Origin of the sequence: Herbidospora mongoliensis, assembly GCF_001570545.1 — a bacterium.
Classification (GTDB): Bacteria; Actinomycetota; Actinomycetes; order Streptosporangiales; family Streptosporangiaceae; genus Herbidospora; species Herbidospora mongoliensis.
In genome coordinates this window covers 379101-396268 of the sequence record NZ_BBXD01000014.1, presented here as the reverse complement: position 1 = coordinate 396268, position 17168 = coordinate 379101, and the positions used below count along the sequence as shown (strand labels likewise).

15 protein-coding genes and 3 pseudogenes are annotated in these 17168 nt (G+C 70.0%); 9 read left to right on the top strand and 9 right to left on the bottom strand.

Features of this window, described 5'->3' with window-relative positions:
* Positions 1–11 precede the first annotated feature (11 nt).
* The 3 genes from AW272_RS20755 (at position 12) to AW272_RS20745 (ending at position 3626) form a co-directional block, all read left to right on the top strand.
* The gene (locus tag AW272_RS20755; RefSeq protein WP_066367622.1) at positions 12–1472 is read left to right on the top strand and encodes an NAD-dependent succinate-semialdehyde dehydrogenase; all 1461 of its coding nucleotides are present in this window, start codon (positions 12–14) and stop codon (positions 1470–1472) included.
* A gap of 72 nt (positions 1473–1544) precedes the next feature.
* Positions 1545–2780, top strand: a complete 1236-nt coding sequence (locus tag AW272_RS20750; RefSeq protein ID WP_066367621.1) for an iron-containing alcohol dehydrogenase — start codon at positions 1545–1547, stop codon at positions 2778–2780.
* A gap of 87 nt (positions 2781–2867) precedes the next feature.
* Positions 2868–3626, top strand: coding sequence for a hypothetical protein (locus AW272_RS20745; RefSeq protein WP_157518673.1), 759 nt, complete (start codon positions 2868–2870; stop codon positions 3624–3626).
* A gap of 78 nt (positions 3627–3704) precedes the next feature.
* Here the strand turns inward: AW272_RS20745 and AW272_RS20740 are convergent, their stop codons facing one another.
* Positions 3705–6311 carry a hypothetical protein gene (locus AW272_RS20740; RefSeq protein WP_066367615.1) on the bottom strand — a complete coding sequence of 869 codons (2607 nt, stop codon included), beginning with the start codon at positions 6309–6311 and terminating at the stop codon, positions 3705–3707.
* An 85-nt stretch (positions 6312–6396) separates the two neighbouring features.
* Between AW272_RS20740 and AW272_RS20735 the strand changes: the two genes are divergently transcribed.
* Both AW272_RS20735 and AW272_RS42185 read left to right on the top strand, forming a co-directional pair.
* Entirely contained in the window at positions 6397–6801 is a 405-nt protein-coding gene (locus tag AW272_RS20735) for a helix-turn-helix domain containing protein (RefSeq protein ID WP_218010984.1), read from the top strand.
* 10 nt (positions 6802–6811) lie between these two features.
* The gene (locus tag AW272_RS42185) at positions 6812–7006 is read left to right on the top strand and encodes a hypothetical protein (RefSeq protein ID WP_157518672.1); all 195 of its coding nucleotides are present in this window, start codon (positions 6812–6814) and stop codon (positions 7004–7006) included.
* A gap of 40 nt (positions 7007–7046) precedes the next feature.
* On the opposite strand, the gene AW272_RS20730 is transcribed toward AW272_RS42185, so the two are convergent.
* From AW272_RS20730 to AW272_RS42180, 7 genes and pseudogenes are all read right to left on the bottom strand, one after another.
* Positions 7047–7973: an oxidoreductase gene (locus tag AW272_RS20730; RefSeq protein WP_066367612.1), complete on the bottom strand. Its 927-nt coding sequence runs from the start codon at positions 7971–7973 to the stop codon at positions 7047–7049.
* Positions 7970–8449, bottom strand: a complete 480-nt coding sequence (locus AW272_RS20725) for a hypothetical protein (RefSeq protein WP_066367609.1) — start codon at positions 8447–8449, stop codon at positions 7970–7972. The genes AW272_RS20730 and AW272_RS20725 overlap by 4 nt, the downstream gene beginning before the upstream one ends.
* A gap of 189 nt (positions 8450–8638) precedes the next feature.
* The gene (locus tag AW272_RS45640) at positions 8639–9058 is read right to left on the bottom strand and encodes a Tn3 family transposase (RefSeq protein WP_275527307.1); all 420 of its coding nucleotides are present in this window, start codon (positions 9056–9058) and stop codon (positions 8639–8641) included.
* Between the two features lie 179 nt (positions 9059–9237).
* A pseudogene (locus AW272_RS46045) lies at positions 9238–9720 on the bottom strand (Tn3 family transposase); the annotation flags it as partial.
* Positions 9615–9845 (bottom strand): annotated as a pseudogene (locus AW272_RS46040) (hypothetical protein); the annotation flags it as partial. The pseudogenes AW272_RS46045 and AW272_RS46040, both read right to left, overlap by 106 nt.
* A 1144-nt stretch (positions 9846–10989) precedes the next feature.
* The gene (locus AW272_RS46035) at positions 10990–11457 is read right to left on the bottom strand and encodes a DNRLRE domain-containing protein (protein ID WP_066367603.1); all 468 of its coding nucleotides are present in this window, start codon (positions 11455–11457) and stop codon (positions 10990–10992) included.
* Positions 11451–11591, bottom strand: a complete 141-nt coding sequence (locus AW272_RS42180) for a hypothetical protein (RefSeq protein WP_157518671.1) — start codon at positions 11589–11591, stop codon at positions 11451–11453. Before AW272_RS42180 ends, AW272_RS46035 begins: the two co-directional genes overlap by 7 nt.
* A 325-nt stretch (positions 11592–11916) precedes the next feature.
* Here AW272_RS42180 and AW272_RS20705 point away from each other — a divergent pair, with 325 nt between their 5' ends.
* Complete coding sequence (locus AW272_RS20705) at positions 11917–13122, top strand: cysteine desulfurase-like protein (RefSeq protein WP_066367601.1); 1206 nt, start codon at positions 11917–11919, stop codon at positions 13120–13122.
* A 121-nt stretch (positions 13123–13243) separates the two neighbouring features.
* Here AW272_RS20705 and AW272_RS20700 read toward each other — a convergent pair whose 3' ends face one another.
* The gene (locus tag AW272_RS20700) at positions 13244–14137 is read right to left on the bottom strand and encodes an aminoglycoside phosphotransferase family protein (RefSeq protein ID WP_066367599.1); all 894 of its coding nucleotides are present in this window, start codon (positions 14135–14137) and stop codon (positions 13244–13246) included.
* 44 nt (positions 14138–14181) lie between these two features.
* Between AW272_RS20700 and AW272_RS42175 the strand changes: the two are divergent.
* From AW272_RS42175 to AW272_RS20690, 3 genes and pseudogenes are all read left to right on the top strand, one after another.
* A pseudogene (locus AW272_RS42175) lies at positions 14182–14364 on the top strand (hypothetical protein); the annotation flags it as partial.
* A 190-nt stretch (positions 14365–14554) separates the two neighbouring features.
* Positions 14555–15916, top strand: coding sequence for a cytochrome P450 (locus tag AW272_RS20695; RefSeq protein WP_066367596.1), 1362 nt, complete (start codon positions 14555–14557; stop codon positions 15914–15916).
* Positions 15916–16974 (top strand): terpene synthase family protein, encoded by a 1059-nt coding sequence (locus AW272_RS20690; protein ID WP_066367595.1) that lies wholly within the window; start codon positions 15916–15918, stop codon positions 16972–16974. Before AW272_RS20695 ends, AW272_RS20690 begins: the two co-directional genes overlap by 1 nt.
* Positions 16975–17168: the final 194 nt, after the last annotated feature.

Genomic DNA, 17168 nt, shown 5'->3' with positions numbered 1-17168 from the left:
GGAGGGACGCAATGAGTGACCCGATGAACGCCCTGGCCCCCGAGCATCGGCGGCTCCGGATCGGCGACGCCTGGCGCGACGCCGCCGGCGGCGCCACCTTCGCCGTCGAGGACCCGGCCACCGGCAAGACGATCGCCGAGGTGGCGGACGCCGACGTCGCCGACGGGCTCGCCGCCCTGGACGCGGCGAGCGAGGCGATGGCGGAGTGGGCGGCCACCCCGCCGCGGAAACGGTCAGAGTTGCTGACCGCGACGTACCGGGCACTGACCGAGCGATCCGAGGAGGTCGCCCGGCTGATCACGCTCGAGATGGGCAAGCCGCTCGCCGAGGCTCGGGGAGAGGTGGCCTACGGCGCCGAGTTCTTCCGCTGGTTCGCCGAGGAGGCGGTGCGCGTCGAGGGGCGCTACAACACCGCTCCCGGTGGTGGCTATCGCATCCTCACCGTGCCGAAGCCGGTCGGACCGTGCGTCTTCGTGACGCCGTGGAACTTCCCGCTGGCCATGGGTGCCCGCAAGATCGCTCCCGCGCTGGCGGCGGGCTGCACGACGATCACCAAGCCGGCCGCCCAGACGCCACTCACCATGCTGCTGCTGGCCCGCATCATGGAGGAGGTCGGCGTTCCCCCGGGCGTCGTCAACGTCGTGACGACCAAGCGCTCCGGCGCGGTGGTCTCGGCACTGCTGGCCGACCGCCGGACCCGCAAGCTCTCGTTCACCGGATCGACCGAGGTCGGGCGCGTGCTGCTGCGACAGGCGGCGGACAACGTGCTGCGCACCTCCATGGAACTGGGCGGCAACGCGGCCTTGATCGTGTGCGCCGACGCCGACCTGGACGTCGCGGTCGACGGTGCCATGGTGGCCAAGATGCGCAACATCGGGGAGTCCTGCATCGCGGCCAACCGCATCTACGTCGAGGAGCCGGTGCGCGAGGAGTTCACGGCGCGCTTCGCCAAGCGGATGGGCGCGCTCACGGTGGGCCATGGTCTCGACGACGGTGTGAACGTCGGGGCGTTGATCGACGAGGCCTCGGTCGCCAAGATCGACGAGCTCGTCGCCGACGCGGTCAATCGCGGCGCCCGTGTCCTGGTGGGCGGCGAGCGTCCGGATGGGCCGGGCCACTTCTACCCGCCCACGGTCCTCGTCGACGTGCCGGAAGACGCGCTGATGCTGGAGGAGGAGATCTTCGGCCCGGTCGCGCCGATCATCTCGTTCACCTCCGACGACGAGGTGATCGCGAAGGCCAACGACACTGAACACGGCCTGGTCGGATACGTCTTCACCCGTGACCTCCAGCGCGCGCTCCGGTTCACCGAGAGGCTGGAGACGGGGATGATCGGCATCAACCGTGGTCTGATCTCCGACCCGTCGGCTCCGTTCGGAGGCGTGAAGCAGTCGGGCATCGGCAAGGAGGGGTCGCACGAGGGCATCCTCGAGTACCTCGACGTCACCTACGCGGCGATCGACCTGCCGTGACCGGCCCGCTGCTCCAGGTGACCTGGACGTCCGCCCAGCACATCACCGCCGACGTTCCAGAGAGGCACTGACATGCTTGAGACCGTCCGCGGACCACGCCAGCTGATTGTGGGCGAAGGGGTCGCGCAGAACATCCCACGAGTGGTGGCCGAGTGTGGCTCGCGCGTCCTCATCGTGACCGACCGGGTTCTTCTGGGGCAGCCGGGCGTGGCCGAGATCGTGGCCGCCGTGCGGGAGAAGGTCGACGTCGTCGGGGTGTTCGCCGACGCGACGCCGGACGTGCCACTCTCCGATGTCGCCCTGGCCGTCTCGGCCGCCGCGGAGGTGGACGCCGACGTCATCCTCGCCATCGGGGGCGGCACGGTGATCGACCTCGCCAAAATCGTCGGCGTCATCCGGCGCCACGGTGGGACGCCGCGCGACTTCTACGGCGAGTCGAGGGTGCCGGGGCCCACGATCCCTCTCGTCGCGGTCCCGACGACGTCAGGCACCGGCTCCGAGCTCACGCCCGTCTCGGTGTTGACCGACCCGGACCGCGCACTGAAGGTCGGGGTCTCCAGCGTCCACATCGTGCCCGACTTCGCCATCGTCGACCCCGAGCTCACCTACAGCTGCCCTGCGACCGTCACCGCGTACTCCGGCATCGACGCGTTCTGTCACGCCGTGGAGAGCTACACCGCGCGACCCCGGCCCCACGGACCGCGCGACCCGGTGGAGCAGGTCTTCTTCGGCCGCAACTCGATCACCGATCACTACGCGCTCCTGGCCGCGGAGCGGATCGCCCGCAGCCTGCCCCGTGCCGTCAGGCACGGAGGCGACAAGGAGGCGCGCGCGGACATGTCCTACGGGTCCATGCTGGCCGGGCTCGCGTTCTCCCACGCGGGCAACGGGGCTCCGCACGCCCTCCAGTACCCCATCGGCGCAGCCACCCACACACCGCACGGCCTGGGCGTCGGCCTGCTGCTGCCCTACGCGCTGGACGCGGCCAGGGATGCCATCAGCGACCGGCTGGCCATCCTCGCCAGGGTGTGCGGGCTCGACGTGACCGACGCCTCGGATGCCGAGGCCGCGGATACGTTCCTCACCTGGCTCGACTGGCTCCTCGCCGACATCGGCATCCCTGCCACCTTGGCGGACATCGGCGTGGCACGCGCCGACCTCCCGCGCTTCGCGGAGATGGCCGGTGGCGTCACCCGCTTGATCCAGAACCATCCAGGCCCGACCGACACCGCCAGCCTGACCGCGATCCTCGAAGCGGCATGGACCGGGGACCGGACCCGACGCGTCCTGACTCCGGAGCAGAGATAGTGATGGCCCTTTCACCTGATGTCGATGATCGAATATGACAGTCCCGCCTCTTTCCTGGGCCGGCTCCAACAGGGGCGCGGTGCCGCGGTGCGTCGCACGGCGACCGCGCCCGGTGCCGCCGACGCGGTGTACGAGTGCGTGATCACGGACACGCGCTGGGACCCACAAGTCGACCAGCGCGACGGCTATCTCGCCGGTCTCGTCGCTCGGCTCGACCTGCCCCTGGCACCGATCCAACAGCACCTGGTCACCTACGACGGCGAGGACGCCGAACCGGTTGAGCTCGCCTTGCAGGTCCTCGCCCTGCTTCCGATGGTCGGCCGACTCGATGCGGCGGCCGTGCTGCGCGGGTACGCGGCCGACGGGCCGCACTGGCCCACGGCGCTCGAGGCGATCGGCGACAGCGGGGCGATGCAACTCCCCGCGATCTGGGACGGGCTCGCTGACGACGTCATCGCCCATCGCGACGATGCGCAGCTTGCACAGGACATCTCGTGCGACACGGAGCCGTGGACGACGTTCGCTCAGTCCCAGCCATGGGTCCGGCGAATCATCGACGAGCTCAGGGCCTCCCGCTCACCCAGATCGGCCGGCCGCGATCGCATCGTCTTCGACTTCGCCGAAGACCCGGGCCTGCGCAACGCGGCCGGGTGGCTGCCGGGCATCCCCCAGGCACTCCACCACCTCGGGCCAGACGCGCTGCCACACGCCCGCACATGGATCGGCAGCGGCGACGCCACACTCGTCGCGTTCGGTGAGCGTGGGGTGGCAGAGGTCGGCGACCGGGGCGACGCCCCGATGTTGCTGGCCACGCTGCACCGTAGCCGCCGTCAGGTGCGGGCTTGATGAGACGGTGATGGAGAGGTGCGCGCCGCGATCGAGTGTGGTCCGGCTCACGGCTTCGCGCGCACGCTGGGAGCTGTCTCAACGCGCCACCGTGAGACCGCCGATCGTCGCGGTCAGCCGCTCCTGGTAGGTCAGGCCGCCGGTCACGTTCAGCTCGAACACGTCGCGCGGCAGCAGGCCGTTGTCGGTCACCGTGATCCGTACCGTCGCGGGGGCGCCGTCGATCTGGCCCCTGGCCTTGATGATGGCCCGGTTCCCGCGGACCACCGTCCAGTCGATCGAGGTGGCGGTTACGGTCTTTCTGCCGATCTGGGCGGTCAGCCAGCCGATCGGGCGGCCCAGTAGGTAGGACCCTGTGGGCTGGACCGTCACCGTCGTCCCCTGGGCGTCCCGGCCGATGGCCAGGCCGCTGAGCCTGCCGCGCGGGTCGAACACGGCCAGTTCCGTCGTGGACGGGGGCGCGGTGAAGCGGCCGTCGTTCAGGGCTAGCGTGACCGACCACACCTCGGCTCCCGCCGGGATCGGGATCGGCGTGCCGAGCGGGCCGGTCACGGTGACCGGTGCGCCGGCTGCCGTGGAGGTCAGGGTGGGCGTCAGGGTGGCGGTGACGGTGACCCCGGTCAGGTCGGCCGGGGTGCTGTCCGCCTCCTGGGTCGCGGTGACGACGAGGGCGGCGTTCCCGGTCGGCTGAGCGCTCTGGCTGGTGACGTTCAGGGTCACCTTCTCCGGGCGGGAGGTGAAGGGCACCAGGCGTGAGGCCGCCGCGTAGGTGGCGTCGCCCGGTGTGGCGACCCGGATGACGTGGGAGCCGGGTGAGGGCACCGTGAGCGGCACGCGTGCCCCGCCGTCGGCGCCGCTGGTGACTGTGACCTCCTGGGTGCCGAAGGTGAACGTGACGGGGACGCCCGCGACCGGCGCGCCGGTGATGTCGTCGCCGACTGTGACGGACGCGGTGGCCGGGTCGGAGTAGTCGGCCGCGGTGTCGCCCGTGTAGGTCAGGGCCAGGCGCCGCTTGGGCACCTCGACCAGGAATCGGTAGTCGGTGCGCACATCGGTGTCGCTCGTGCTGCGGCCGGTGGCCGTGAGCGTGTTGCGCGTGTAGTCGACGCCGGTGGGCGCGGTCACGTTGATCGTGGCGGTGGCCCGCTGGCCGGGGGCGAGGGTCATCGTCTGCTTGGTGGCGGTCCAGCCGGTGTCGCCCAGGACGGTGAACTCGAAGGTGTCAGTGGCTTCACCGGTGTTCATGACGGTGTACGAGATGGGGAGCGACGCCCCCTGCGAGATCGTCGGGTGCGGCGCGTTGCCGTCCGCGCCGGCCGGGTCGACCAGAACGCCGGGTCCGCGGACGTCGAGGTAGACCTGTGAGTGCCACTCGGTGGCGCTGCCCGCGTAGAACGGTCGGCCGATGGCGCGGACGGCGACGCCGGCGGGGGTGCCGTCCGCCCATGGACGGTCCATCGTGCGCTGCGGGGTACGGGTGTCGGCCGGGTCCCAGGCGTCGGTGTCGCCGCCGCCGTCGCACACCGGGGGATTCTCCACGTCGTCCTCGTCGACGCGGCCGTCGCCGTCGTTGTCGGCGTTGTCGCGCGGGTCCTCGTCCTGTCTGCCGTCGACGTCCTCATCGACGCAGCCGGGGGTGCGCACGCCGTCGGGGCGCAGCAGTTCCACCCCGCGCGCGGTCTCCGATCCGGCCTTGTACTGTCGCTCGTCGACCCGCCAGATGACCACGCCGCTGTCGGGGACGTCCTGGTCGTAGGTGCCGGCCCGGGGCTCGCGCGCCTGGACCAGGAAGTAGTCGTCGACGCCCTTGGCCGGGTCGTACAACAGGTAGGAGGTGTCGATGACGGAGGCCGACAGGTCGACGTAGCGGTCCTTGGTGACCACGGTGGGCGTCTGGCCGCCCAGGTGCATCCGGAGCCAGGGGCCGGGCCGCTGCCAGCGCTCGCCGCCGCCGCAGGTGGGTCCGGCCAGGTCCCAGTCGCCGACGCCCCAGCCGTAGTGGTCCTCGATGTCGTACGTCTGGTGGGCGAGCTCGTGGGCGAACGTCAGGCCGTTGGTCTGGCTGCCGCCGTCGGCCGTTCGGAAGGCGACCGACTTGCCGTCCAGGGTGCCGCCGGAGGCGACGCCGCGTGTCTGCCCGCAGCCGTCGGTGCCGGGCCGGGAGGTGAAGATCGTGATCACGGCCAGCTCGGAGTCGTCCACGTCACCGTCCCGGTCGGTGTCGTAGCGGGCGAAGTCGACGTACGGGTCGGCCAGTTCGAGCATTTTCCTGCGCCGCACGCTGGGGTCCAGCGCGATCGCGGGCGCCGACTGGCCCATGTTCACCATCACCACGCCGTTGTCGCGTTCGCCGTAGGTCTCGACCACAGGGACCAGGACGCCGATGTAGTTGGCCAGGTAGTAGTCGGTGACCGTGCCGAACTTGTTGATCGGGAAGATCTTGTCCCGCGCACCCGCCTCGCTGAGGTTCAGCAGGTCGTCGAACCGCGCGTACAGGACCAGCAGCGGGATCAGCGTGTCACCGCGGTCGTGGAACAGGGGCGAGTGCGGCCGCCCGGGGTGGGTGAAGTCGGGCAGCGGGAAGGGATAGGCGCTCTCGGCTCTGGCCGGTGCGGCCACCAGCAGGCTCGCCGTGAGCACGGCCGTCAGGGCGCCGCACAGGGCGGCCAGACGCGATCGGGACATCGGGGCCTCCGGGGAAGGATCGAGGTCTCGAACGATCCCCGGTCCGGCGGGCGGCTCCCAGAGGGGTACCCCTCCGGTCGCGGGCGTGCCAGCCCGCGAAACGGTCATCGCCCTGAAAGGGGGACGGCCGGAATACGCCGGAAAGACCCAGCAGGGCATCGGCGTGAAGGTCCTGGAGGGCATCGCGGCCGGTGAGCACACCGAGCGCTCCTTCATCCTCGACTTGGCCCTCGCCCTGGCTGAGGACCGCCGCCGCGACATCGTCCGCAAGACCAGGAACGGCCTGGAGACCGCCCGAAAGCAAGGCAAGGTCGGAGGCCGCCGACCCGTCGTCGACGACGACAAGCGCGCCGCGATCCTCGCCCGCCGCCGCCGCAGGGAATCCATCCGCACCATCGCCGCCGGGGTGAAGGTCTCTGTTGGTGTCGTCCACAAAACCCTCGCGGCCTCCGCCGAGAGCACTCCCGTTGACCAGCCCCTGACTCCCTGAGGAGAGCGTCATGACGTTGCCGAAGATCCCCCTCGACGACCCGCGGGTGCTCGCCCTGGCCCGCGCCCGACAGCAGTTCGCCCACGACTGCTCCTTCCTCCCGACTGGGGTGCCGTTAACGAACGTGCCACCAGCCGCCAAACCTGTTCTGATCCGTGATAACCCCCGCTGCCGGTCGGCGTCCTCGTCGGCGGGTTTCCCGTAGGTCGGCGTCCACCGATGGTGAACCGCCGGACGGAGGAGAGTCAGGCGAGCTTGTCCAACCGGGTGATGTCGTCCTCGGTCAGTCGCAGGCCGGCCGCGGCGACGTTCTCCTCCAGGTGAGCGACGGAGGAGGTCCCGGGGATGGCGAAGGTGACCGGGGAGCGGGCCAGCAGCCAGGCGAGTATCACCTGGGCGCGGCTCGCGCCGTGACGCCCGGCGACGTCGTCCAGCGTCAGCTCCTGCTCCCGGGTGGGAGCCATGCCGGGGGGAGCCTGTGAGGTGTCCAGGCCGGGCCTGAGCATCCCCGCGGAGAGGGGGAAGTACGGGACGAAGGCGATCCCGTGCTCCTCGCAGGCGGCGAGAACGTCGGAGCTGCCCCGGTCGAGGAGGTGGAAGCGGTTCTGCACCGCGGCCACGGCGGCCAGCTCGCGGGCCTGGGCCAGTTGGGCGGTGGTGGCCCCGCTGAGCCCGAGATGCCGGATGAGACCGCGTTCTCGCAGCTCGACGAGCGTGGCGAAGGATTCGGCGAAGGGGGTCTCGTCGGGGAAGAGCAGGCCGTCGCCGCCGACCCGCAGGTAGACCAGGTCGAGGCGGGCCCTGCCGAGCCGGGAGAGGTTCTCCTCGACCTGGTCGCGCAGTTCGGCCGGTGTGGCGGCGGGGTTCCAGCCGCGCCATTCGTCGCGGACCACCCCGACCTTGGTGGCGATCACCAGGTTGTCGGGATAGGGGTGGAGTGCCTCGCGGATGAGGTCGTTGGCCACGTGCGGGCCGTAGAAGTCGCTGGTGTCGATGTGGGTGACACCGAGTTCGACCGCCCGGCGCAGGACGGCGCGGGCCGCCGCGGGGTCCTCGGGCGGTCCCCATGCCCCGGCCCCCGGCAGCTGCATGGCTCCGAAGCCGAGACGGCCGACGGCGGGTCCGTCGCCGAGCGGGAGGAGGCCGCCGGGAGCGGCGTGGTCGCTGATCATGTGTGATCTCCCTTTACGGGGTCCGGTGCGCGGGTGGCGAGCCGGACGCGGATGGAGGCGACGGTGATGCCGGGAGGATGCCGTTCGAGCTTGCCGCGGTTGGCCAGGTCGTGAACGCCCTGGCGGGTGATGCCGAGCATGCCCGCGGCCACGGACACGGAGACGGCGACGGCGCTGGGATGCCCCGCCCGCCGGATCACTGCCTGGCCGAAGGGAGTGCCCCACCACCCGGCCGGTGGGTCGAACGGGGCGTCGCCGGGATACAGGGCGCTCACCAGGCGGATCGCGGTGTGCGTCGCGGCCTGGTCGTCCTGGCCCAGCAGCGTCTCGGCCCAGGCGCGGGCCTCCGCCGTCAGCCGGTCTCGCATCAGGTCCGCCGTGCCGAAGAGGATGTCGAGCGGATCGAGCAGCCGGCTGCCGACAACCCTCTCCAGATCGTTCGCGAGCGCGTCGCGTGCCTCCGTCCAGGTGTTCATGCTTCCTCCCCTACTTGACGTCGGACGTCAAGCATTGGTGATCAGCATCAACTACTTGACGTTGGACGTCAAGTAGTGCTCGCCGAATGACGGAGATCGGGAGTTACCCGGCACGCCGTTCTCGACGACGCGAGCCGACCGCTCGAATCGCGGGTCTTCGGGTGCCCACCCGCATGGGAACGGCCAGCATCAGGGGGCGAATAGGACGCGGGGTTCGAGATCGAGCCGGGTGGTGGGGGCGGCAGCGGGCGGGGTGAGGTTGAGCGTCCAGTTGCCGAACCGGCGGATGGTGTGGGTGATGTAGGGGGAGACGGTGGCCAGGTCGTCGGTGTCGACGGGGTGGCCTTCGGCGGCGATGGCGTTGGCGGCGTCGGTGATGTCGCAGGCGGTGGAGTAGATGACGCAGTTGGCGAGCAGCTCGTTGAACTTCACCACCAGGTAGCGCAGCAGGGTGATGGTGCGGATCGCGCGGCCGAGTTCGCGGAAGGCGCGGTAGAGGCGGTTCTTGCGGGAGTGGTTGCCGAGGCGGCGCAGCAGCGTCACCGACGACAGCTCGTTCTCCCGGATCGAGATCGCGGCGCGCAGCAGGTCGGTCCAGCGCGTCTCGATCAGGCGCCAGTCGATCGCCTCGTCGCCGAACAGCGAGTCGATGTGGGCGTAGCGGGGTGCTGGCGTCCGGGCGGTAGAACACCAAGTCGTGCCAGTTGCGGATGCGCGGCAAAAGGTCGAAGCCCAGCAGCGCGCCGAGGCCGAAGACCGGCAGCGCCTGGCCTTGGGGTGTCGGCGTGGATGGTGTCGGGCTGGATCTCGGAGGTGTTCTTCAGCAGCCCATCGATGATGTAGATCGCCTCCCATACCCCGCACGGGATGAACCGGGAGAACAGCGCGACGTAGGTGTTGGAGACGTGCCGGTAGGCGATCGCGCCGTACCCGCCGTAGCGGATGGAAGTCTCGGCCAGCAGGTTGTTCTCCCACGTGTCGATCTGGGAGCCGTCGGCGGCGACCGTCTTGCCGTCGCCCCACACGCTGGCCACGTCCAGCTTGCTGAAGGCGTTGATGACGTCCACTGACGCCTTGTCGACCTTGGTGGCGTTGGTGTGCTTGTTGCCGCCAATGACAGCTCGTGCACGCTGACCAGGCCGCGCATGTGCGCGGCGACCTGGGTCGGGCCCAGCAGGGTGCCGTGCGCAAACGCGGTCAGCACGTACCGGGCCATCGCGTCGCGGATCTTGGGGTCCGAGCCGGACGCGGGCCCAAAATGGCGGTGCCATTTCAGCAGGTAGGCGGTGCGGGTGAGGATGTCCAGCAGCGCCCGCTGCGGTAGCCGGTCGTGGATCGCGGCCTCCAGCGCCAGCGCCGAGGGCCGCCGTTCGGCGCCCTTGCGGCGGCGCAGCACCGGCCGTCCGCCCTCCAGTAGCAGGTCGGTGTTGGCCGGGTACCCGGCGTCGACCGCCGCGAGCTTGTCGCGGTAGTGCGCGGTCAGCGCCGACGCGGTGACCGGGATGCCCGCCCTGGGCGCAGAACGCCGGCACCAGCGGGCGGCACTCCTCCCACGACATCAGCTGGTCGTGCAGGTTGGCGTAGGAGTCCGACCCGGCCACCGCGATGTCGCCCCGAGCGCAGCTCGGCCGCCAGGTAGGAGAACAAGCACACCTCCAGGTGGCGGCGCACCAGCATCCCGGGACGGTTCTTGTCCCGAAGGATCTTGCGCCACTGCCCAGAGGCGAACGCGTCCACGTCGATCGCAGTCGCACCTCGACCGGCTCCCCGGCGGGACCAGGCCGCTCCACGGTGATCTCCTCCGGTACGAACGCGGCCTTGGCGCCGCGCAACTCGCGCAGGAACTCCACCGCCTCCAACTCGATCGCTTCGGCCATGGTGAACAGCGCCGGACGGTGCGAGCGGTAGTGCTGGTCCAACAGCGGCAGGTAGTTGTTACCGTGGTGCGCCGAGACCGCCTCGTGCGCGCTGGCCAGCGCGTCCACACCACCGGACTGCTCCGGCAGCCGCTCGGACTCGGCCCGGTGCGCCTCCAGATGCTCGCGGCCCTTCTTGTGGATGGCCGCGATCCGCTTGCAGAACATCGTCACCACATCGTCGCGGACCCCGGTCGCGGCCGTGTGCACGAAGCTGGCCAGCAACGTCAACCGCTTGTCGGTGCCCACCTTGCGCATGTCGGCGACGTCGGTGACGTGCGCCTCCCCTGCGAAGTGCCCGACCTTCCCCGGCGGCACGCCCTCCAGCCAGACCCCGGTCGGCCCGATCGCCTCGATGTCGGCCAGCAACGCCAGCCGCTGTTTGAACTTGCTCAGCGACGCGGCCTTGGCCACGTCCTTCAGCCGATCGAACTCGCTGCGCCGAGTCACCGGGTCCACCACCATCAACCGAGCCAGCCGCGCCCGCGCGGCCGCGTCCAGCCGTCCCGCCACGGTCTGGAAGAACCCGGTGTTCACCTCGGTGCGGATCGCCGCGGCCATCGCGTCCATCGACCGAGGTCACCCGAAGCCCCCAAAACCGCCACCAACACGACGACGATCAACCTAACGACCGGCCTTCAGGCCCCGCGGTGTCTTTCCGGCGTATTCCGGCCGTCCCCCAGTGGGGAGGGAGGTGTGATCGTGAAGGTCTACGAGGCAGTCACAAGCCGACGGGCGGTGCGCGGATTCACCGGCCGGCATGTCCCTAGACCCCCTTGGTGGCGATCTGGGCGCCGTCGTCGGTCGAATCGGGCTTGTTTCCCAGTGCAGGAAGTCGTCGGACCAGGGGCCGGTGACACGGCGCACCTGGACGCCCTCCCCGACCGCGGGCCCGCAGGCCGGCGCGCCGATCCCGGTGAGCCGCAGCGTGGCCGACCGGATGACGCCCTCGGGCAGATAGGACATGTCGAACTTCAGATAGCTCCGGGCCGTCAGGCCGCGCTCGGTGCCTGACAGGAGAAACTCGTCGAGCCAATCCGCGAGGGAATCCTCGTCGTGCGCGGAGGTGACGTGGATGTTGTTCCTCAGCAAAGGAGATCCTGCACGACGACGAGCGTCGGCACGTCGGCCGAGGCGGCGGACGGGATGGTGGCCAGCCCGGCCGCCGTCACGACGGCGGTCATCAGGGACAGCGCCCTCCTCCGCAGGAGGGACGGCACGGACATCATCGAGTTCCTTGCGACGCGGAAAAGATCATTAACATCACGCTGGGACGTTAACAAATCATCCGACAAATCGAAATATTGACATTTTCAAATGCAATTTGAAATGGCCGACAAAGCCGTCTATTAATCATGAGCCTCCCGAAAATCGCCTCAACCTGGCGGGCGGCGCCCACTAGGATCCGTGGGGGCGGGGCGCACTTCCGCCCCCTAGTCAATGGCAGTGGCAGATGGTCTCAGCTCACCGGAGCCCCGTCATGACCGCTGACGGCATCCGAACCGAAGGCCCCTTACCGTACGGCGGGGTGACCCGGGAGACTGTGGTGGCATGAGCCTCGACATTGCGCGGATTCGCGCGCTTTATCCTGCCCTCTCTGACGGATATGCCTGGCTGGACGCCGCTGCGGGCACTCAGGTGCCCCGGCCGGTGATCGACGCCATCGCCGCCGCCTACGCCGAGGGCATCGGCAACACGCACGGCGCCTTCCCGGCCAGCGGGCGGTCGGACGAGATCGTCGCGCGGGCGCGTCAGGCCGTGGCGGATCTGGTCGGCGGTGACGCGGGCGGCGTGGTGTTCGGTCCGAACATGACCACTTTGACCTACCGGTTCGCGTACGCGCTGGCGAAGGACTGGGGGCCGGACGACGAGATCGTGGTGTCCCAGCTTGACCATGACGCGAACGTACGGCCCTGGGTGCAGGCCGCCGCCCGGGCCGGAGCCCGGATCCGGTGGGCGGCCGTCGACGTGCCGAGCGGGGAACTGCCGGCCGAACAGTACGACGAACTGGTGACCGACCGCACGAGACTGGTCGCGGTCACCGCGGCCAGCAACATCCTGGGCACCATGCCCGACGTCCGGCGGATCACCGCGCGGGCCCACGCCGTCGGCGCGCTGACCTACGTCGACGGCGTGCACGCCACCCCACACGCCCCGATCGACATGGTCGCCCTCGGCGCGGACTTCTACGCGACCAGCTCCTACAAGTGGTCCGGGCCGCACATCGGCGCTGTCGTCGCCCGTCCCGAGCTGCTCGAACGGCTCTCGCCCGACAAGCTCGCCTCCTCGCCGGCGGAGGTGCCGGACCGGTTCGAAACGGGCACTCTGCCCTTCGCCGACCTGGCGGGGGTGGCCGCCGCGGTCGACCATCTGGCCGGGCTGTACCCGGACGCGACCGGGACCCGGCGGGAACGGCTGCTCGCCTCGATGGCGGCGGTCGAAGCCCATGAGCAGGCCGAGCTCGCCCACCTGCTCAAGGGGCTGTCCGCGCTGTCCGGCGTCGGCCTGGTCGGCTCACCCCGGCGGCGTACCGCCACCGCGTTCTTCACCGTCGCCGGGCACACCCCCCGCCAGGTGGCCGAGCACCTGGCCGCCCGCGAGGTCAACGTGTGGGACGGGCACTGCTACGCCTGGGAGCTCACCCAGGCCCTCGGCATCCGCGACGCCGGGTCCGGCGTACGGGCCGGGCTGGTGCACTACAACGACAGATCTGACGTGGACCGCCTGCTCAACGCCCTGGAAGACCTGACCACCTGACTGGGGCGGTTCCTGTATCCACTCACGTGAGGGTCGACGCGCCGACCTGAAGGGCGGCTGACCGGCATGCCACCGATTGGCTGGCTCGTGGGTCGGGAAGCTGAAACCGGGGCTGACTGCATCAAACGCCCTTCAGGACGCGATCAAGTGCGGCCCGGCCCGCAGGTCCCCAGTTCGGCTTCCCGCCGGGAAGGCCCCGATCTCCGTTCTGTCCCATGAGCATCAGGAAGAGGCTTTTCATGGCGGCCAGCCCGCGGGCGCGCCGGATCGCCGCCCCGTCTGCCTGCGCGTATACGTCGAAGAACCGTGAGGCCGCGCCTGCGGGTAGCAGCACCCATGCGGCGGCGAGGTCACACGCGGGATCGCCGGCGAACAGGTCACCGAAGTCGATGATGCCCGAGAGTGTGCCGTCCGAGACGACGACGTTCGCGGGGTGGAGGTCGCCGTGCACCCACACGGGCGGGCCCTCCCACGCGGGGGCCGCGACCGCGTCGTCCCAGACGTCCCGGACGTCGGCGGCGATGTCGTCGGGGGTGACGGCCTGGAGGAGGTTCTCGAAGCCGTCCGTGCAGTTCCTGGGATGGGCACCGCGGTCCGTGGCGATCGGCGCCTCGGCGGGCGCCTCCACATGGAGCGCCTGGAGGAAGTTCGCCAGCGTGTCGGCCGCGTGGGTGGCACGGCTGATCGAGCCGTGGTCCAGCGGCTCGCCGGGAACCCACGTCATCACGGTCCAGTGCTTGGGGAAGCGCTCGGACGGTTCGCCGAACCGCACGGGGGTCGGCACCGGGAGCGGCAGGCGCGGGGCCAGGACGGGTAGCCACCGCCGCTCCTTGAGCTGGAGCTCCGGGGTGGGGTCCATGCGCTGCATGCGTACGGCCAATTCGTCCCCGAGGCGCCACATCTGGTTGCCCCAGCCGCCCGCCACCTCGCGGACGGCCAGCCCTGCAAGGTCTGGATGTTGCTCCTGCAGCAGGTCACGAACCAGGTCTGCGGTGATCTCAATATTGGTGTCCATACCAACCCGGTGACGACAACCCGGCCCCCTACGCCAAGCAGGCGGGCGACCTCGACGCCACCTGGGACCCCGTCGAGATCGTAGCGCTGGTGGCCCGGATCGCTCACACATGGAGCGACCAGGTCGACCTGCGCGCGACGGACGGCACACCGCCCGCGCTGACCCCACACCTGGCTGCTCGCCGCGCCACCGTCATCCGCGCCGTGACCGCCCCTGTCCGCACGTAGTCCCCGTCCAGACGAGGCCACCCGCCAATGCCTCTCTCATTGTTCCTCTCCCCTGGCTGCCCGAAGGCGCTCGCGGGGGCTGTTCGAGACGGCCGGAAAGGGCCAATGTCTTGATCAGGGCGATTGCCTTGGCGGATGCTGGAGACGGGCGCTCCGAAGCGGCCCGGGGGACGTGAAGGGATCTCGGGTATTGCGCAGCACATCGGAACCCGCCGCCGTACCCGTGGCTCCCGGGTGCCTTCCGCTCCTCGGCCATCTGCTTCCGCTGATCCGCGATCCGCTGGCGTTCCTGTCATCGCTGCCCGGCCACGGGGACCTGGTCGAGGTGCGCGTCGGCCCGACCAGGGCGGTCGTGGTGTGCGATCCGGAACTGAACCATCGCCTCCTGATGGAGGACCGGACCTTCGACAAGGGCGGGCTGTTCATCGAGAAGGCCCGGGAGTTCGTCGGCAACAGCCTGGGCACCTGTCCGCACAGCCTGCACCGGCGTCAGCGGCGTCTGGCGCAGCCCGCGTTCCACCAGGCGCGCATGCCGGGCTACGCCGGCATCATGGTCGAGCACATCACCGCCGCCACCGGGCTATGGCGGCCGGGAAGGGTCCTCGACGTCTACGCCGAGATGATGGGGATCACCGTCAAGGTCCTCCTGGCTACCATGTTCTCCAGTTCCCTGCCGGCTCAGGCCGGTCATCACCGGCTGCACGAGGACATCGTCACGATCTTCGACAGCCTGTACCGACGGACGCTGACACCACGATCGCTCAACCGGCTGCCGACCCGGGGTAACCTCCGCTACCGGCAGGCCATCGCACGGGTGCACCGGGCCATCCACGCCGTGCTCGCCGACCGCCGCGTCGACGGCACCGACCATGGCGACCTCCTGTCGGCCCTCCTGGCCGCGCGCGACGACGGCTCCGATACGGCGGGCCGGGGCCTGTCCGACACGGAGATCACCGACAACACGATGATGTTCATCCTGGCCGGCACCGAGACCACCGCCTCGGCCCTCGCGTGGGCGTTGCACCTGGTAGCCGGGCATCCGGCGGTCGAGCGCTCCCTGCACGGCGAGGTCGACGCCGTCCTGGCCGGCAGGCCCGCCACTCACACCGATCTGCCGCACCTGAAGCTGACCGGCCGTATCGTCACCGAGACCCTGCGGCTGTATCCGCCGGGCTGGATCTTCACCCGGGTCACCACCGCCGACACCCTGCTCGGCGGCCACCGGATCCCTCAGAACACGACGGTCATCTACAGCCCGTACCTGCTCCACCGCCGTGCGGACCTCTTCGACGCGCCCGACCGGTTCGACCCCGACCGGGTCCAGCCGGGACGCCACTCCCTGGTTCCTTTCGGCGCCGGGAGCCGCAAATGCATCGGCGACACCTTCGCCGTGACCGAGGCCACGCTGGCCCTGGCCACCATCGCCTCCCGGTGGACCCTGCGTCACGTCGCCGGACCGCCGGTGACGCCGGCGAGAAGTGCGGCCCTGTATCCACGGAACCTGCGCATGCGAGCCGAAGCGCGGACCGAATCTACGAAAGCCGGGACCTGATGCCGGTCATTGACCCGACGAGGCTGTTCGACCTCCCGGAGTTACCGCTGATTCCCGGCGACCGGAAGGCGCCTTGGGGACCGGACCTCGACGGGGTGCTGGCCGCGTTCGTCCGCGAGACCGGACTGCTGACGACAGAGACGGCCGAGCGATACTACGCCGCACAGCACATCGGGACGATGTGCGCCTACGTGGCTCCGGGTGCCGTCTCAAGAGCTCGCCGCGAGATCTACGGCAAACTCCAGACATGGTTCTTCATCTACGACGACTGGGCCGAGCAGCTGGGACGTTTCCTTCAGCGCGAAGACGTGGCCGACGTGACCGACATCGTCCTCACCTGGTTCGCCGAATCGGAGGATGACTGCCGGCGTCTGGACCTCGCCGCGGCCCGCAGCATGAGGGAGATCTGGGCGCAGATCCAGCAGGACAGTTCGCCGGACTGGCGGCACCGGCTCCGCGAGGAACTCGGCGTCTATCTCCGGACCGCCGTCGAAGAAGCCGAGCTCGTCCGCAGCGGCCGCGTGAATCCCTTCGGCAAGGCCAGCGAGCTGCGACCGCTCGCCACGGCGGCGCAGGCCGTCTTCACCCTGTCGGAATTCGCGTACGGCATCGAACTGCCGCGCGAACTGATCCGGCACCCGTTCCTGAGGCGGATCAGCAGGGCGACCACGATCGCCATCGCCTATGCCAACGACATCATCGGCCTCAAGGCCGATCTCCTGCGCGGGATCCGGGACAATCTCGTCCTGTCGCTGCAAGAGGAGTACGGCGGCGACCTGCAGACGAACGTCGAGCGTGCGGCGAAGGGCTTCCAACGGGTGGCCGGAGAATTCACCGACCTCCAGTCCCAGTTCCGCTCCGGCGGCGGACTGTGCGACCACGAGATCGCCGGAAGGCCGGACGTCGAGGTGTACATCCAGATCCTGGAGGACTGGATCTACGAGGGCATCAAATGGCAGCTTCTCGACACCAACCGCTACCAGACGACGGTCCGGCTGACTCAACAGGAGCACCCGAACCAGCTCCTGAGCCTCACCGAAGCCCTCCCGCCGGAGTAGCGGCCGGCCAAGCCGGGACGGCCGCCGTATCAACCCGAGCCACCGGAACTGTCGCGATCCGGAGTGAACGGCAACCCCGGCACCGGGCAATCCCCCGACCCCGGCCCTCTGCGTCGCCGACCGCTGCCAATGACACCTGTCTGAACCACCGCGACTCGCCCGTGAGGAGGCCGGCGACCTCCTCACGGGCCGGC

Excerpts from the sequence above, each read along its gene's own strand:
- AW272_RS20725 (WP_066367609.1), bottom strand. The coding sequence starts at position 8,449 with ATGAACACCTGGACGGAGGCACGCGACGCGCTCGCGAACGATCTGGAG.
- AW272_RS20690 (WP_066367595.1), top strand. The coding sequence starts at position 15,916 with ATGCCGGTCATTGACCCGACGAGGCTGTTCGACCTCCCGGAGTTACCG.
- AW272_RS20740 (WP_066367615.1), bottom strand. The coding sequence starts at position 6,311 with ATGTCCCGATCGCGTCTGGCCGCCCTGTGCGGCGCCCTGACGGCCGTG.
- AW272_RS20750 (WP_066367621.1), top strand. The coding sequence starts at position 1,545 with ATGCTTGAGACCGTCCGCGGACCACGCCAGCTGATTGTGGGCGAAGGG.
- AW272_RS42185 (WP_157518672.1), top strand. The coding sequence starts at position 6,812 with ATGACGTTGCCGAAGATCCCCCTCGACGACCCGCGGGTGCTCGCCCTG.
- AW272_RS20705 (WP_066367601.1), top strand. The coding sequence starts at position 11,917 with ATGAGCCTCGACATTGCGCGGATTCGCGCGCTTTATCCTGCCCTCTCT.
- AW272_RS20755 (WP_066367622.1), top strand. The coding sequence starts at position 12 with ATGAGTGACCCGATGAACGCCCTGGCCCCCGAGCATCGGCGGCTCCGG.
- AW272_RS20700 (WP_066367599.1), bottom strand. The coding sequence starts at position 14,137 with ATGGACACCAATATTGAGATCACCGCAGACCTGGTTCGTGACCTGCTG.
- AW272_RS42180 (WP_157518671.1), bottom strand. The coding sequence starts at position 11,591 with ATGTCCGTGCCGTCCCTCCTGCGGAGGAGGGCGCTGTCCCTGATGACC.
- AW272_RS20730 (WP_066367612.1), bottom strand. The coding sequence starts at position 7,973 with ATGATCAGCGACCACGCCGCTCCCGGCGGCCTCCTCCCGCTCGGCGAC.